The organism is Streptomyces sp. NPDC048636, assembly GCF_040650655.1.
Lineage (GTDB): Bacteria > Actinomycetota > Actinomycetes > Streptomycetales > Streptomycetaceae > Streptomyces.
Window position 1 is genome coordinate 240087 of sequence record NZ_JBEZHR010000003.1, and the last position, 14229, is coordinate 254315.

12 protein-coding genes are annotated in these 14229 nt (G+C 74.3%); 6 read left to right on the forward strand and 6 right to left on the reverse strand.

Annotated features, from left to right (window positions below; all coding sequences use genetic code 11):
* Nucleotides 1-12: 12 nt before the first annotated feature.
* Entirely contained in the window at nucleotides 13-774 is a 762-nt protein-coding gene (locus AB0C66_RS11630; protein WP_362436033.1) for a calcium-binding protein, read from the reverse strand.
* A gap of 175 nt (nucleotides 775-949) precedes the next feature.
* Here AB0C66_RS11630 and AB0C66_RS11635 point away from each other — a divergent pair, with 175 nt between their 5' ends.
* Nucleotides 950-1768 (forward strand): SAM-dependent methyltransferase, encoded by an 819-nt coding sequence (locus AB0C66_RS11635; RefSeq protein ID WP_362436035.1) that lies wholly within the window; start codon nucleotides 950-952, stop codon nucleotides 1766-1768.
* 31 nt (nucleotides 1769-1799) lie between these two features.
* Here AB0C66_RS11635 and AB0C66_RS11640 read toward each other — a convergent pair whose 3' ends face one another.
* On the reverse strand, nucleotides 1800-5201 hold the full coding sequence (locus AB0C66_RS11640; protein WP_362436653.1) for a molecular chaperone Hsp90: 3402 nt from the start codon (nucleotides 5199-5201) through the stop codon (nucleotides 1800-1802).
* Nucleotides 5202-5919: 718 nt separating this feature from the next.
* Nucleotides 5920-6825, reverse strand: a complete 906-nt coding sequence (locus AB0C66_RS11645) for a DUF3027 domain-containing protein (protein WP_362436654.1) — start codon at nucleotides 6823-6825, stop codon at nucleotides 5920-5922.
* Between the two features lie 421 nt (nucleotides 6826-7246).
* Here AB0C66_RS11645 and AB0C66_RS11650 point away from each other — a divergent pair, with 421 nt between their 5' ends.
* The 4 genes from AB0C66_RS11650 (at nucleotide 7247) to AB0C66_RS11665 (ending at nucleotide 11232) form a co-directional block, all read left to right on the forward strand.
* Nucleotides 7247-8788 (forward strand): MFS transporter, encoded by a 1542-nt coding sequence (locus AB0C66_RS11650; protein ID WP_362436656.1) that lies wholly within the window; start codon nucleotides 7247-7249, stop codon nucleotides 8786-8788.
* Nucleotides 8789-8983: 195 nt separating this feature from the next.
* Entirely contained in the window at nucleotides 8984-9490 is a 507-nt protein-coding gene (locus AB0C66_RS11655; protein WP_362436037.1) for a hypothetical protein, read from the forward strand.
* Between the two features lie 16 nt (nucleotides 9491-9506).
* Nucleotides 9507-10388, forward strand: coding sequence for a futalosine hydrolase (locus AB0C66_RS11660; protein ID WP_362436039.1), 882 nt, complete (start codon nucleotides 9507-9509; stop codon nucleotides 10386-10388).
* Nucleotides 10381-11232, forward strand: coding sequence for a 1,4-dihydroxy-6-naphthoate synthase (locus AB0C66_RS11665; protein WP_362436041.1), 852 nt, complete (start codon nucleotides 10381-10383; stop codon nucleotides 11230-11232). Before AB0C66_RS11660 ends, AB0C66_RS11665 begins: the two co-directional genes overlap by 8 nt.
* 108 nt (nucleotides 11233-11340) lie before the next feature.
* Here AB0C66_RS11665 and AB0C66_RS11670 read toward each other — a convergent pair whose 3' ends face one another.
* Complete coding sequence (locus AB0C66_RS11670; protein ID WP_362436043.1) at nucleotides 11341-11724, reverse strand: cold-shock protein; 384 nt, start codon at nucleotides 11722-11724, stop codon at nucleotides 11341-11343.
* 146 nt (nucleotides 11725-11870) lie between these two features.
* Between AB0C66_RS11670 and AB0C66_RS11675 the strand changes: the two genes are divergently transcribed.
* The gene (locus AB0C66_RS11675; RefSeq protein WP_362436045.1) at nucleotides 11871-12188 is read left to right on the forward strand and encodes a hypothetical protein; all 318 of its coding nucleotides are present in this window, start codon (nucleotides 11871-11873) and stop codon (nucleotides 12186-12188) included.
* Nucleotides 12189-12209: 21 nt separating this feature from the next.
* Here the strand turns inward: AB0C66_RS11675 and AB0C66_RS11680 are convergent, their stop codons facing one another.
* Nucleotides 12210-12842: an HAD family hydrolase gene (locus tag AB0C66_RS11680; protein ID WP_362436047.1), complete on the reverse strand. Its 633-nt coding sequence runs from the start codon at nucleotides 12840-12842 to the stop codon at nucleotides 12210-12212.
* 115 nt (nucleotides 12843-12957) lie between these two features.
* Entirely contained in the window at nucleotides 12958-14220 is a 1263-nt protein-coding gene (locus tag AB0C66_RS11685; protein WP_362436049.1) for a hypothetical protein, read from the reverse strand.
* Nucleotides 14221-14229: the final 9 nt, after the last annotated feature.

Below are 14229 nucleotides of genomic sequence, written 5' to 3' on the forward strand. Positions count from 1 at the left end.
AGCGCGGCCCGACTACTGGACGTCCACGAAGTCGGCGGTGGACTTGACCGGCGGAGTGGTGCCGTTGCCCGCGAAGTTCCAGCGGAAGTAGCCGTCCTCGGCGGCGGTGACGGTCGTCTTGAGCGCACCGCCGCCGCCCGACTTCACCGTCTTCACCGCGGTGTAGCCGGTGCCGCTCTTCTTGCGGAACTCCAGCGTCACGGGCTGGACGGTGTAGCCCGCGTAGGCGGCCGTCTCCCAGTTGGCGCGGGTGAGCGCGCCGGTGACGGTGATCGTCCGGCCCTTGCGCACCGGCTCGGGCGCGGCGTTGACGGTCAGCTTCGAGGCGCGCCGCACGGTGAAGGACGCGGCCTTCTCCGTGGTGACGTAGTCGTCGTCGTTGGCGTCGACCCACACATTGGCGTACCAGGTGCCCGCGGGGGCGTTGTCGATGAAGTCGACCCGCGGGTCCACGGTGAAGGACGCCGTACAGGTGGAGGTGTGGGCGTCGGTGGCCGAGGCGACGCACTTCACCGGTCCGGTCGGGCTCAGATAGCCGTAGGACGGGCCGTCCAGGTAGATCTCCGCGCTCTTGATCCCGGAGTCGTCCGAGGCGGTGACGGCGACCTGGAAGGTCTTGGCCTTCGTGGTCCCCACCACGAGGTCCCCGCCGCTCACCGTCACCTCGCCGAGCGCCGTATCACCGGAGCCGTCCGCCTGCGCGGCGGGCGCGACCAGGGCACCGATCCCCGCGGCGGCGGTCGCGAGCACGACGAAGGCCATGCGCTTACGCATTGATTCCCCCACAAAATACCGAGGGCTCCGCCCGCGAATGCCGCGGTCGGAGCCGGAACGGGCACAACTGTACGATCTTCACGGGCCGTTCACAATGTTGGGGAACTTCCACGATGTGGCCCCCTCTTCGCAACCCGCCCACGGCGGCCCTCAACTCGCCAGTAATGTGGGGGATATGACGGGGCACCGCTTTCGCGCAGACGAGATCGACACCAGCAAGCCGCATTCGGCGCGCATGTACGACTACTTCCTGGGCGGCAAGACCCACTACGCGGTCGACACCCAGGCCGCCGAGCAGGTCCAGGCCGTCTGGCCGGACGTCAAGCCGTGGACCCGCGCCAACCGGTCCTTCATGCACCGCGCCACCCGCTGGCTCGCCGCCGAAGCCGGTATCCGGCAGTTCCTGGACATCGGCACCGGCATCCCGACCGAGCCCAATCTCCACCAGGTGGCCCAGGGCGTGGCGGCGGAGTCCCGGGTCGTCTACGCGGACAACGACCCCATCGTGCTGGCCTACGCCCAAGCCCTGCTGCTCTCCACGCCCGAGGGCCGCACCGCGTATCTGCACGCCGACCTCACCGCGCCCGAGGCGATCCTCACCTCGGCGGAGCTGCACTCCACGCTCGACCTGACCCGGCCGGTCGCCCTGTCGCTCAACGCGGTGCTGCACTTCATCGCCGATGAACAGCAGCCGTACGACATCGTGCGGCGACTGGTCGAACCGCTGGCTCCGGGCAGCTACCTCGTACTGTCACACGGCGCGCTCGACGCCCGCCCCGGGGTCTCGGCCGCGGTCACCAACCTCTACCGCAGCAGCGGCATCCATGTGCAGGGCCGCACCCATGAGGAGATCGTGCCGTTCTTCGACGGCCTCGAACTGGTCGAACCGGGTGTGGTGATGCCGCACCGCTGGAAGCCGGAGAGCGAGCGGGCCAGGGCCGAGGCGGAGGCCCTGGACCTCTGGATCTACGCGGGCGTGGCCCGCAAACCCTGAGCCCCGCCCGCCGCACGGTCCCTCGGGCGGACTAGTCGAACCAGCGGGCGCGGGCCAGTTCTTCGGTGCGGGTCAGATCCTCGAGCAGGGCCGCGACCTCGAAGCGGCGGGACCAGTGGCCCGCGGCCCAGGCCAGTCCGGCCGCGACGCCCTCGACCGTCGAGGCGTGCAACGTGCCGTCCACGTAACGCCAGTCGAGCTCGACCCCGCCGTCGCCCTCGCCCTCGCCCTCACTCCCGACGAGCAGTTCCTCGTGCTCCACGTAGGACAGCGGGGCGTCCGGGAGGAGTTCACGGACCGCCTCCGGGACCTCGTGCGGATCGCCCTGGGAGACCACCGGTGCCGGATACGCCTCGGTCAGCCGCCGCACCTGGAGCAGCTCCGCCAGCTCCGCCGCCCGCGCGGGGCCCACCGGCAGCAGCGCCCGGTCGTCCGCCTCGGCCAGCGGCATCAGGTCCGGCGCGTCCGCGACCAGGGCCGCGCCCGCGTCCACCACCCGGGGCCGTCCGTCCACCACGGCCCGCAGCTCGTCCGGCAGCGTCACCTGCTCGGGGTCCAGGTCGGCCAGCTGTCCGTAGAGGGCGCGGAGCTGGGCCGGGGTCACCTCGCGCTCGGGGTCGGCCAGCCGGGCCAGCAGCTCGGCCGCGCCGCCCGGCTCGTCCAGCAGCGCCGCCACCGAGGTCCGCACCCCGAGTGCCCGCAGCACCTGCTCGTCCTCGAACCCGGCCGCGTCCACCGCCTCGTAGAGCCCGGCCAGCAGCGGATCGCCGCCCGCCGCGCGGAGTCCGGCGGGGCGGCGGCCGTCCAGCACCGGATGGCCGCGCAGCCACCACGCGGTGTACGAACGCACCGTCTCCGTGGTGCCGTCCGGCAGCAGCACCCGCACCGGCGCGGTCAGCGCGTCACGCAGCGGCGGCTGGGCGAGCATCGCCAGCGCGCGCGGCCACGCGTCGTCGTCCACCAGATCCAGGTCCCGTACGGCCACGATCTCGGTGGCCACCGGCGGTACCGGGGTCTCCGGCAGCCGGTCGAGCGCGTCCTCGCACCACACGTCGACCGCGTCCAGCACACCCACGTCGTCCGGTTCGGTGAAGTCGCCCTCGCGCGGCTCCAGCTCATCGGGGTCCAGCACCACATCGGTGGCCCGGACCAGGGTGAAGCCCGCCAGCACCCCGACGGCCGCCAGCGGCTGTTCGCCCCAGCGCTCGGCCAGCTCCGCGTCGCACGCGGCGAGCTCGCCCTCCCGCATCACCCGCTCGAAGGCGCTTCCGGGCAGGACCAGTTCACCGGCGGGCGCCAGCTCGCCGTCCTCGTCCGGCAGCGCCAGCGCGGCCAGCCACGGTTCGTCGCCGGGGGCCAGCCGGGCCTGCTGGACCAGGCCGAGGACGGTGTCGGCCAGGGTGTCGGCGTCCAGCGCCGCGCCCAGCCCGTCACCGTCCTCCGCGAACGGGTCGTAGTCGTCCTCCGCCTCCAGCGAATGCGCCACGGCGGCCCGCACCTGGGGGGTGGTCAGCACCGCGCGCGGGGTGGCCGGGGTCGCGCCCAGCTTCTCCAGCAGCGGATGCGCGGCTTCCGGATGGGCGACCTTCAGGCCCAGCCGGGCCAGTGTGCGATGGGTCTCGCTCGCACCGCCCCCGGTCTCGGCGCCCCCCGTCTCGACGCCTTCGGCCGCGCCGACTTCGGTCTCTCCCGGCAGCGGGAGCAGCACCTGCCGGGGCCCGATCGTCGTCCGGCCGTCGGCCAGCGGCACCGGCAGCCCGCTGAGCCGGTCCGGGTCGGTTCCGGCCAGCGCGTCGTACAGCCGCCGCCACCACGCCGGGTCGCGCTCCACCCCCGCCAGCCGGTCGATCACCTCGCCCAGCGGCACCCGCGCCACCCCGAGCGCCCGCAGCTCCGACCGCCGCTCGAGCCCGGCGGGCAGCAGTGTCGGGAACAGCTCGGCCAGCACCTCCACGGTCTCCGCGCCCGCGCCCTCCACGATCTCGGCGTCGCGGGGGCGCAGCGCGTACGGCTCGCCCGCCAGCGCACCGGGCGCGAGCACGTCGTCGTCCCAGCCGCCGAGGTCGGGAACGGCCCGTTCCGGCCCCCCGGTGGCGGCCCCCACCGCGGGTCCGCCCTCCGCCGCGTCCGGGCCGAGCGCGTCCGGCGAGCCCAGCCAGCCCGCCACCGGCTCACGGCCGCCCTCGCCCGCCACCGGTGCCGCCGCACTGGGCAGGAACGGCACCCTCGGCAGCCGCTCCAGCACCCGCTGGCGCAGCTCACCGTCCAGCTCGCCCTTGCCCAGCTGGCCCGGGACCAGGCCGATGGTGCCGACCCCCACCGGATGCCAGTCGCGCAGCAGCACCGCGTACGCCTCGGCCGCGCGGTCCAGCAGGAAGTCCGTGAGCGGACCGGGCGCGGTGTGACGGCGGGTGGGCTCCAGCGGGAAGGAGGCGATCAGCAGCGCGGGCAGCCCCTGCGGCTCGTCCGTGGGCGTCGGCGCGTGGACGACCGGGGCCGTACCGGGCCGCACCGGCGCGCCCTCGGCGTCCACCGGCACCGCCCAGGTCACCGACCACACCGGACGCAGCCGCTCCTCCACCGGACGGTCGGCGAGCAGCGCCGCTTCCAGCCGCCCGCCCGCGCTCTCGGTGCGCCAGCGCGTCGTACCGCGCGCCCCGCTGTCCTCGACGACCGTGTACGGACCCTCGGCGCGGCGCCGCAGCGTCCGTACGCCCTCGGGTGTCTCGACCACGACCTCCGCGAGGCCGGGCAGGGTCAGCAGCAGCGCGTCGTCGACCCCGGCGAGCAGCCGCTCGGCCACGTCCAGGGCGGCGCCGTCGCGCAGCGGCAGCACCACGACGGTGTCGTAGCCCTCCGGCGCGATGCCCTCGGCGGGCAGCGGCAGCCGCAGCAGCGGGACGTGGCCGTCCCGGCGGCGCAGCTCGTCCGCCAGGCCGGGCGCGGCCTCGGCGGTGCGCAGGGCCAGCTCCCGCGACTCGGCCAGCGACCAGCGGATCCCGCCGCTCCGGCCGACCACCGCGGGCTCGTCGCTCACCGCGAGCACCGCCGCGAACCCGACGCCGAACCGGCCCACGGCGCTCTCCGGCTCATCCCGCTTGGCGGAGGCGCGCAGCGTGGACAGCGACTCGGCCCCGGCGGCGTCCAGCGGGGCGCCGGTGTTGGCGGCGGCCAGTACGGCCGGTTCACCGTCGGTGGCCGGGTGCAGGGTGAGCCGCAACCGCCCGGGGACCCCGGCGCGGGCGGCCGCGTCCGCCGCGTTCTGGGCCAGCTCGACGACCAGCCGGTCGCGGTGGCCGCCGAGCGCGAGGTCCTCCTCGGCGTTGGCGTCCTCCCGGAAGCGGGCGGGCGAGGCGGCCCAGGCGTCCAGCACGCCGCGCCGCAGCCGCGCGGTCCCGAACGGGTCCGCGTCCTCGGTCGCGCCTCGCACCATCGCCGTGCTGCTCACGTCTCGCCTCCGGAGTTCTGGTCCTGCGGTACGGGTGCCCACTGCCGGGTTCCCCACGAGACGCGATTCTGCACCGCCCTCGCCGGACCCCCCGCGCGCCGCCCCTACGAGGGCGTCCCTCTCCGAACGCCCCTGGTGAAGAGGGACCCTAGCGGACCCCTCCCGCGATCCGGTCCCCCACCGACCCGCCACCGCCGACGAACCGACGAGAGCCGGTCGCTCACCCCGCGAACGGACCGCCGTGACGTCCGCCGCTCCGCCACCCCGGCCACCGTCGCCGCCAACCGACCGGCCCGGCGGGCCCGCGACGGCAGGCGGCGAAGCCGCGGGAGCTGACCCTGCGCACCGCCGAGACCGCGCCCGACCTCGCGGACGAACCGCGCCGCCGCGACGGCCACGTCCCGCCGACTGCGACTGCCGCCGCCCGCCGAGGGCATCGCCCCGGAGTGCCGCCGCGCGACGGCGCCGCCCTGGACGTGGCCGAGCGACCGCCCAGGAACGGGCCCCGGGCCCGGCGGTGCGGGCGCGAGGCAGCGGCCGACAGGACGCCGACGATGCGCACCAGCCCGCGCCGAAAGGCGCCACCACAGCACCCCGGGCGTCTCGGCCCGGCCCGACGCCCGGGCGCGTCACCCCGGCCCGGGGCCGCGTCGGCGGAACGGCGGGGCGCGGGCCGGGATCGCCGCCCGCGGAGGGCGGAGGGCTAGGAGTGGCCCAGTTCCTCCGCCGGGGCGTCCGGCTCGACCGAGCCGCCCGTGCGGTCGGGGTGGAGGGCGAGGGGTTCGACGACCGTCTCGTCGAGCACGGGCTCGGCCGGACGCGGCGGCTTCGGCATCACGGCCGCCTCCGAATGGGCACCGCAGCCGTACGACAGGGAGACCACACGGCCGTCCGCCGGGCTGAACTCATTGGCGCAGACACCGAACGCCTGCCGCAGCGAGCCCGCGACCGGCATCAGGAAGCCGCAGGTCGCGCAGGTGCCGGGCGCCGCCTGCGCCATGGGGGTCTTGGCGCCGAACGCGTCGTCCCAGCGGTCGGCGGCACCGTGCAGCCCGTAGCGGGAGAGCACCCGGGCGCGGCGCATGCCCAGTTCCTCGGCGAGGGCCGCGATGGAGCCGGTCGCGGGCGGCAGCCCCTGGGCGGCGGGCGCCCCGGGCGCCACATCGGCCTCCTCCATCGCGGCGAGCTGCTGCATCTCCTCGGAGACCACGGAGTTGGGCGGCGGGGCGTCCTCGCCCGTGAACCCCGGCTCCAGCCTCAGGTCCTCGGCCTCGGTGGGGAGCAGATCCCCCGGCCCCATGTCACCGGGGCGCAGCCGCTCGCTCCACGGCACCCATTCGGGCGCCAGCAGCGCGTCCGGGCCGGGCACCAGCACCGTCTCGTCCAGGGTGACGACCTTCGCCCGCGAGGCGCGGGTGACGGTGACCGCCCAGCGCCAGCCGCGGTAGCCGGGCTCGCGGCATTCGAAGAGGTGGGTGACGACGCGGTCTCCCTCCGCGACCGCGTCCACATGCTCACCGACCGTCCCGGGCGCGGCCGCTTCCTCGGCCGCCTCGCGGGCGAGTTCGACCGCCTCGGCGCACAGGCGGTCAGGGGTACGGCTTCGCATCGCAGCACTCACAGGATCGATTCTCTCTTCCACGCCGTCGCAGCCGTCTGACGAGTGCGCCAGCCGACGGCCGGACGGCGGGACTGCGGACGGAGCGGACCAGGGGACCGCGTCGACGTCCGCGCCCGATCCGGCCGCGGGCGCACCTTGTACGTTCCATTCTGCGGGATGGCAACTCGGTACATGGCCAGGAACGACCGTCGGTGGCGCGCTACGCACGCTACCTTGTCCGGCCGGGCCGCCCCCACCCCCGTCCCTCCCCGATCCTCCGTCATCCGCCCCATCCGAACCGCGTTTGCGCAGGACAGAGGCGGGTTACCGGGGAGTGGGGACGTCATGGGACCCAACCGAACCGATCCGGAAAGCCGCCGAAGGTCTCACGTACCGGCCGTGTTGGCTGCACCATGGTCAGGTGGCAGGCATGCGGTTCCACGGTGACGGTCCGATCCAACGGTCGGGCCGTTGGGTCGCTCGCGCACTGCATCTGCCCTTCACCGCGACCGGCCGCGGCATCCGCCGGGCCACCCATGCGCACGGCGCCGGGGAGTCCGGGCTCGGCAAGTTGATCGAGCTGCACGCGGTGAATTCGGCGGGCGACATGATGATCACCGTCGCACTCGCCTCCACGATCTTCTTCTCGGTCCCGACCGATGAGGCGCGCGGCCGGGTGGCGCTGTATCTGGCCATCACCCTGGCCCCGTTCGCCCTGCTGGCCCCCGTCATCGGTCCACTGCTGGACCGCGTTCCGCACGGCCGCCGGGCGGCGATGGCGGGCGCGATGCTCACCCGGGCGCTGCTGGCGCTGACGATGGCGGGCGCGGTGGTGGGTGGCGGTCTGGAGCTGTATCCGGCGGCGCTGGGCGTGCTGGTGGCGTCCAAGGCGTACGGCGTGGTGCGGTCCGCGATCGTGCCACGGCTGCTGCCCCCACGGTTCTCGCTGGTCAAGGCCAACTCCCGGGTGACGCTCGCCGGACTGCTCGCGACGGGCGTCGCGGCGCCGCTGGGGGCCGGGCTGCACCAGCTCGGGCCGAGCTGGCCGCTCTACGGGGCCTTCGTGATCTTCATGGCGGGCGCGTTCCTTTCCTTCACGCTGCCGCACAAGGTGGACTCGTCCCTGGGCGAGGCGCGGGCGCGGCTCACCTCCGGCGAGCACCAGCTGCATCTGCCCACGGCGGTGCACCGGCCCCGCCCCCGGCCACGGCCGACGGCGGCCTCGGGCACGCGGTCGGGCGCCCGGTCCGGCGGCCGGTCCGGCGGGAAGCCGGGCGGCGGGCCCGGCGGAGGGTTCAGTGGACGGTTCGGCGACGCGTTCCGCGGGCTCTTCACCCGACGCTCCGCCGATCGGCTCGGCGGCCGGGAGCGACGGCCCGGCCTGCGCACCGTCGGCCCGTCCGTCCTGCACGCCCTCCAGGCGTGCGCCGCGCTGAAGGCGCTCTCCGGCTTCCTCACCCTCTTCCTCGCCTTCCTGCTGCGCGATCAGCCGGTGGGCGGGCTCAGCCCCGAACTGTCCCTGGGGCTGGTCGCCGTCGCCGCGGGCGGCGGCAACGCCCTGGGCACGGCGATCGGCGCCTGGCTGCGGGCCCGCGGTCCGGAGCGGATCATCGCGGTGGTGCTGACCTCGGCCCTCGGGGTGATCGTCGTATCGGCCGCGCTGTACGGCGCGGTGACGGTCGCCGCCGTCGCCGCCGCCGCGGGCATCTCCCAGGCGCTGGGCAAGCTCTCGCTGGACGCGCTCATCCAGCGCGACGTACCGGAGGAGGTCCGCACCTCCGCGTTCTCCCGCTCGGAGACCACGCTCCAGATCGCCTGGGTGGTCGGCGGAGCCATCGGTATCGCCCTGCCGCTCAACGGGGTGCTGGGGATGGCGGTCGCCGCGGGGTTGGTGGCCCTGGGCGTCGCCGCGAGCGTACGGGGGCTGCTGACCGCCGGCCGGCGCGGCGCACCGCGCCCCCGGGTGGCCTGACGGGCCCTGCCGGGCGGCGCGCTCGTACGGGCGCGTACGGCGCGCGTACGGGGCTCTCGCAGCCCTTCACGGGCTCTCGCGGAGGCGGAAACGGCGGGCGCGACGGAAGGCACAACGGCGGCCGGAGACGGTGGCACAACACAGCGGGACGAACCCGCGCGCGGCATGATCGGAACGGACCGATAGCCTGCCCGCATGACCGCTGCGCTGTTTTCCAGGGGCAAGGGCCGCCGCGCCGCCACCGCCGCCTGTGCCGTGTCCCTCGGGCTCATCGCCCTGTCCGCCTGCGACAAACCGACTCCGCTCGCGACGGTGACGGTCGGCTCGACCACCGTGACGGCGGAGGCCGTCGACGGCTGCTACAGCGAGGGCAAGCAGCTCAGCAAGGAGAAGTTCAAGGAGTGCCTGGGCGCCGCGCCGGAGAAGACGATCAAGGTGACCACCGGCGAGAAGGTGCGCGTCGGTGTCGACCCGAAGGTCGCCGAGTCCAGCTGGGGCCTGATCGCCGACAGCCCGGTCATGAAGCAGCCGAGCACGGAGACCTACCGCAGCTTCGACAGCGAGACCCTGCTGTCGCAGACGAACCCGCAGAACGGGCAGTCCATTCCGCTGGACAAGGTCACCCTGACCGTCGCCGAACTGGACAAGGACAGCCAGAGCGTCAAGGGCATCTGGCGCTTCAAGCTCGAGCGGGACTCCTGACGGACGAGCGGCGCCGATGCGTGCGCTGATCGTCACGGCCGTCGCCGCGGAACGGGATGCCGTGGTGCGGGGTCTCGGCCGGTCCATGTCCGGGGCCGACGCACCGGGCGGGCCCGCGGAGCCCGCCGTACGCGCCGAGGACACCGCGCCGGGGGCACCCGTGCCCGCCGAAGTCGCCCTGCCCGGCGGCGTGCTGCACCGTCTGGAGTGGTCCGGCGCACCGGACCTCACCGTCGACGTACTGGCCGCCGGGGTCGGCCCGGCGGCCGCCGCGGCGGGCACCGCCACCGCCCTGACCGCCGCCGCGCTCGCGGGTGCCCGTTACGACCTGGCCGTATCGGCCGGCATCGGCGGCGGCTTCACCGGCGTCAACCCCGCTGGCACCAACCCCGCCGGTACCGAGGGCGCCCCCCGCGCACCCCTCGGCTCGGTCGTGGTCGCGGAGGCGATCGTCGCCGCCGACCTCGGCGCCGAGACCCCCGACGGCTTCGCCCCCGTCACCGATCTCGGCTTCGGAACCGTCGAGCATCTGCCGCCCGCCGACCTCGTCACCGCCGCCGCCGAGGCCACGCACGCGGTCCGCGGCACCGTGCTCACCGTGTCGACCGTGACCGGCGGCGCCGCACGCGCCGCGGAGCTGCTGCGGCGTCATCCGCGGGCCGCCGCCGAGGCGATGGAGGGATTCGGGGTGGCCGAGGCGGCCGCCGCGCAGTCCGTTCCCGTGCTGGAAGTACGGGCGGTCTCCAACGCCGTCGGCCCACGCGACCGGGCCGCCTGGCGGATCGGCGAGGCGCTGGAGGCCCTGGCGGACGCCTCCGGACACCTCGTACCCGTCCTCAGAACCTGGACCCGGGCCCCGGCCCGGACCTCGACCGGGAAGGAACCGGGCAGTGACTGAGCCCCTGAAGATCGCGTACTCCCCGTGCCCGAACGACACCTTCGTCTTCGACGCCTGGGCACACGGCCGCGTTCCCGGGGCCCCGCCGCTGGACGTCACCTTCGCCGATATCGACATCACCAACGGGATGGCCGAGCGCGGGGAGTTCGACGTACTGAAGGTGTCGTACGCCGTCCTGCCGTGGGTGCTGGAGCAGTACGCGCTGCTGCCGTGCGGCGGGGCGCTGGGCCGTGGCTGCGGTCCGCTGGTGCTGACCCGGGAGCCGGGCCGGACGGCCGACCTGGCGGGCAGGACGGTCGCGGTGCCGAGCGAGCGCTCGACGGCGTATCTGCTGTTCCGGCTGTGGGCCGCGGCCGAAGTGCCGGACGGTGTGGGGCAGATCCAGGTGCTGCCGTTCCACGAGATCATGCCCGCGGTGCGGGACGGCAAGGTGGACGCCGGACTTGTCATCCACGAAGCCCGGTTCACCTATCAGAATTACGGTCTGCACCGCCTCGCCGACATGGGCGAGCACTGGGAGTTGACCACCGGGCTGCCGATTCCGCTCGGCGCGATCATCGCCAAGCGCTCGCTGGGCGCGGAGCGGTTGGCCGCGCTCGCGGACGCCGCCCGCACCTCGGTGCGGATGGCCTGGGACGACCCGGAGGCGTCCCGACCGTACGTGCTGGAGCACGCCCAGGAGATGGACCCGGCCGTCGCCGACCAGCACATCGGGCTGTATGTGAACGAGTTCACCGCCGAGCTGGGCGAGGACGGCTATGCCGCGGTGCGGGGGCTGCTGACCCGTGCGGCGGCCGAGGGGCTGGTACCGCCCCTCGGCCCCGACGCGCTGAAATTCGTCTGAAGACTGACGTCTGACAACTGACGGCTGGCAGTAACTCTCTGCCCGGCAACTCTTTGTCTGGATCTCGTCGCTGAGCGTGTCCGATTCGCTACGGCTTCGGGCGGCCCGTCAGACGTCGAGCTGATCGGCCACCGCGCGCAGCATGCCCGCGATCTTGTGGCCGTGCGCCTTCTCGGGGTAGCGGCCGCGCTCCAACTGCTGCGTCACGTTCTCCAGCAGAGTGGTCAGGTCCTGCACGATGGACGCCAACTCATCCGGCTTGCGCCGCTGGGCCGCCGCCACCGACGGGGTCGGGTCGAGGATCGTCACCGAAAGTGCCTGATCACCGCGGTTTCCCGCCACCACGCCGAATTCCACACGCTGCCCCGGCTTCAGGGCGTCCACGCCGTCCGGAAGCACTGACGAGTGCACGAAGACGTCACCGCCGTCATCGCGGGAGAGAAAGCCAAAGCCCTTCTCACTGTTGAACCACTTGACCTTGCCGGTAGGCACGTCTGTCCTCGTCCTCGTCGCTCGTCGGAAAACACGGAAAAACAGCTCTGGATAGCACTAGAGCGGGTCGCAAGACCCGCCACCACCAAGGCTAATGGTCCCGAGCCTGGTGACAAGACGTACCCGGGTGGTTCCGGGTGGTTGGTATGGGCGCTCAGGCACCGATCTACCCTGGTGCGGTGAGCAATGAAACCCCGCACCGTGGAACCCCGTCCGGCCGCCCCGGAGACGGCCCCGGCGACCGGCTGGTACGCATCGGCGTGATCGTCTTCGCCGTCGGCGCGATCGCCACCCTCGCCACCGTCGCACCCATGCTCCTGGGCGCGGACCCGCTGCCGACGGCCGCGTATCTGATCTCCATGCTGATGGGCGTCGGCTTCGCGCTCGCCGCGGCCGGAGTGCTGCGGTCGATCACGGCGCAGCGGCGGGAGGCCACCCGGACAATGGACGGCCGCGAGGCGTGACGGCGGGGGCGTACGCCGGGGTCAGCCCCCGGCCGCCCGCCCGTCGAGGTGGCCCTCCAGCCACGCCGGGAACGCCGTCAGGTCCGTGAGCACCACATCGGCCCCGGCCTCGCGCAGCTCCGCCGCATCGCACGGCCCGGTGGGCACCGCCACCGACAGCGCGTCCGCGAGGCGCGCGCCCCGTACGTCGCCGATGTGGTCGCCGACGTAGACCGTCGCCCCGTACTCGCGCAGCGCCTCCGCCTTGGCCTCGGCCCACAGCCAGCCGACGACCGCGTCCGGCGCGATGCCCAGATGGCTCAGGTGCAGCTTGGCGTTGGGCTCGTGTTTGGCGGTGACCACGACGCTGCGGCCCCCGGCCCGCCGCACCGCCTCGATCGCCTCACGGGCACCGGGCATGGCGGGCGTGGGCGCGACCGCGTACGCCGGGTAGAGCTCGCGGTAGAGATCGCAGATCTCCGCTATCCGCTCATCGGGGAACCAATGTGCGATCTCCTGCTCGAGCGGCGGCCCCAGCCGGGTGATGGCCAGCTCGGCGTCGACGAAGGTGCCGGTGCGGGCGGACAGCTCCTCGTACGCCGCCTTGATACCGGGCCGGGAGTCGATGAGCGTCATATCGAGGTCGAAGCCGACCGTCACCGTATGCGAAGCCATGCCTTTTATTGTGCCGTTCGCACGGCAGGCCGTTTCCGCCAGGTTGACGCCGTACCGTGACGCGGTGCGTTGACGCCGTACCGCGGTGCGTTGACGTCGTACGGCGGGGACGCGCTCAGCCCCGGCGGCGCGCCCGCCACACCAGGAAGAGCACCGTGGCGACGGCCGCGGTCCGGACGACCACCGGCCAGGTGTCCGCGAGCGCGTCCTTCAACCCGTCCTTCGGGATCGGCTCGCCCCACTTGCCGTTGCTGCGCCCCCACAGCCAGACCATCCCCCCGGTCGCGACCAGCCCCGGCATGACCAGCACGGCCCACTTCGCCTCGGCCCGGGAGTGCCTGCCGGTGGTGTACGCCAGCACCCAGCCGAAGCCCAGCAGCAGGACGTTGCCCAGCACGGCGCCCGCGATGAGCAGTGCGATCGAGAGCAGCAGCAGCGGGCCGAGCCCCGCCAGCCAGCCGCCCGCCGCCCCGGCCCCCTCCTCCTCCGCGGCCTTGCCCGGTCCGAACAGGGCGCGGCGCAGCATCCCGCGGCGCGGCGCCGCTCCCTCCTCCGCTTCGGCTTCCGCTTCCTCCTCCGCCGCCTCCCGTTCGGCGGCGTCCTTCTCGAACCGCTCCCGCCGTTCCCGTCGCTCCTGTTCGGCCGAGGTGCCACCGAGCAGTTCGGGGATCTCGATGCCGCCGACGAACCCCTCCACGGCGCCGTACTGCGCGTCATGCTGGTCGGGCTGGCCGAACGGGCCCGGCTCCACATGCCACCAGTCGGGGTTGGACTCGCGCGGGCCGAGCTCGTCCTCGCCCGCGAGGTGCGGCGGTGACGCGGCGGCCGAGCGCGGGCGCGGGACGGCGGGCCCGTCGGGGGTGACCGGGGTGTGCTTGATCAGGGAGGTGCCGTCGCCCGTCCCGCCGTCCGGCCCGGCGCCGTTCCCCTTGCGCGGTGTGGGCACCTTGCCGCCGGACAGCCCGGTGCGCTCGGCGAGTCCGGCCAGTTTGTCGCGGGCCGCCCGGGCCGCGCCCGCCGCTCCGCGCGGCGGCTCGGTGGCGCCGGCGCCCGACACGCCCGGGCCGGAGACATCCGGTGCGGATGTTCCGGAGGAGGCGCCGCCCGGCGCTCCGGTCGATGTCCCGGCGGCCGTCCCGGGGTCGGGCGCCCGGCCACCCGCGGCGGCGACCACCTCGGCGGGCGAGCCCAGCTTGGCGAGGATCCGCTTCACTCCGGCCGCGCTGTCCGTACCGCCGGTGGCCCGCCGGTGGTCGATATCGGCGCGGAGCCCGGAGACCAGCCGCATCCGGTCGCCCGACGGCAACCCCTGCTGCTGGGCCAGGTCCCCGACGCGGCTCAGATAGTCGTAGACGAGCTTTTCGCTCTCGATCCCCACCAAGACCCC

What these genes read in the sequence shown, in the direction of transcription:
- AB0C66_RS11630 (WP_362436033.1), bottom strand. Translation starts at nt 774, where the DNA reads ATGCGTAAGCGCATGGCCTTCGTCGTGCTCGCGACCGCCGCCGCGGGG.
- AB0C66_RS11635 (WP_362436035.1), top strand. Translation starts at nt 950, where the DNA reads ATGACGGGGCACCGCTTTCGCGCAGACGAGATCGACACCAGCAAGCCG.
- AB0C66_RS11640 (WP_362436653.1), bottom strand. Translation starts at nt 5,201, where the DNA reads ATGGTGCGAGGCGCGACCGAGGACGCGGACCCGTTCGGGACCGCGCGG.
- AB0C66_RS11645 (WP_362436654.1), bottom strand. Translation starts at nt 6,825, where the DNA reads ATGCGAAGCCGTACCCCTGACCGCCTGTGCGCCGAGGCGGTCGAACTC.
- AB0C66_RS11650 (WP_362436656.1), top strand. Translation starts at nt 7,247, where the DNA reads ATGCGGTTCCACGGTGACGGTCCGATCCAACGGTCGGGCCGTTGGGTC.
- AB0C66_RS11655 (WP_362436037.1), top strand. Translation starts at nt 8,984, where the DNA reads ATGACCGCTGCGCTGTTTTCCAGGGGCAAGGGCCGCCGCGCCGCCACC.
- AB0C66_RS11660 (WP_362436039.1), top strand. Translation starts at nt 9,507, where the DNA reads ATGCGTGCGCTGATCGTCACGGCCGTCGCCGCGGAACGGGATGCCGTG.
- AB0C66_RS11675 (WP_362436045.1), top strand. Translation starts at nt 11,871, where the DNA reads ATGGGCGCTCAGGCACCGATCTACCCTGGTGCGGTGAGCAATGAAACC.
- AB0C66_RS11680 (WP_362436047.1), bottom strand. Translation starts at nt 12,842, where the DNA reads ATGGCTTCGCATACGGTGACGGTCGGCTTCGACCTCGATATGACGCTC.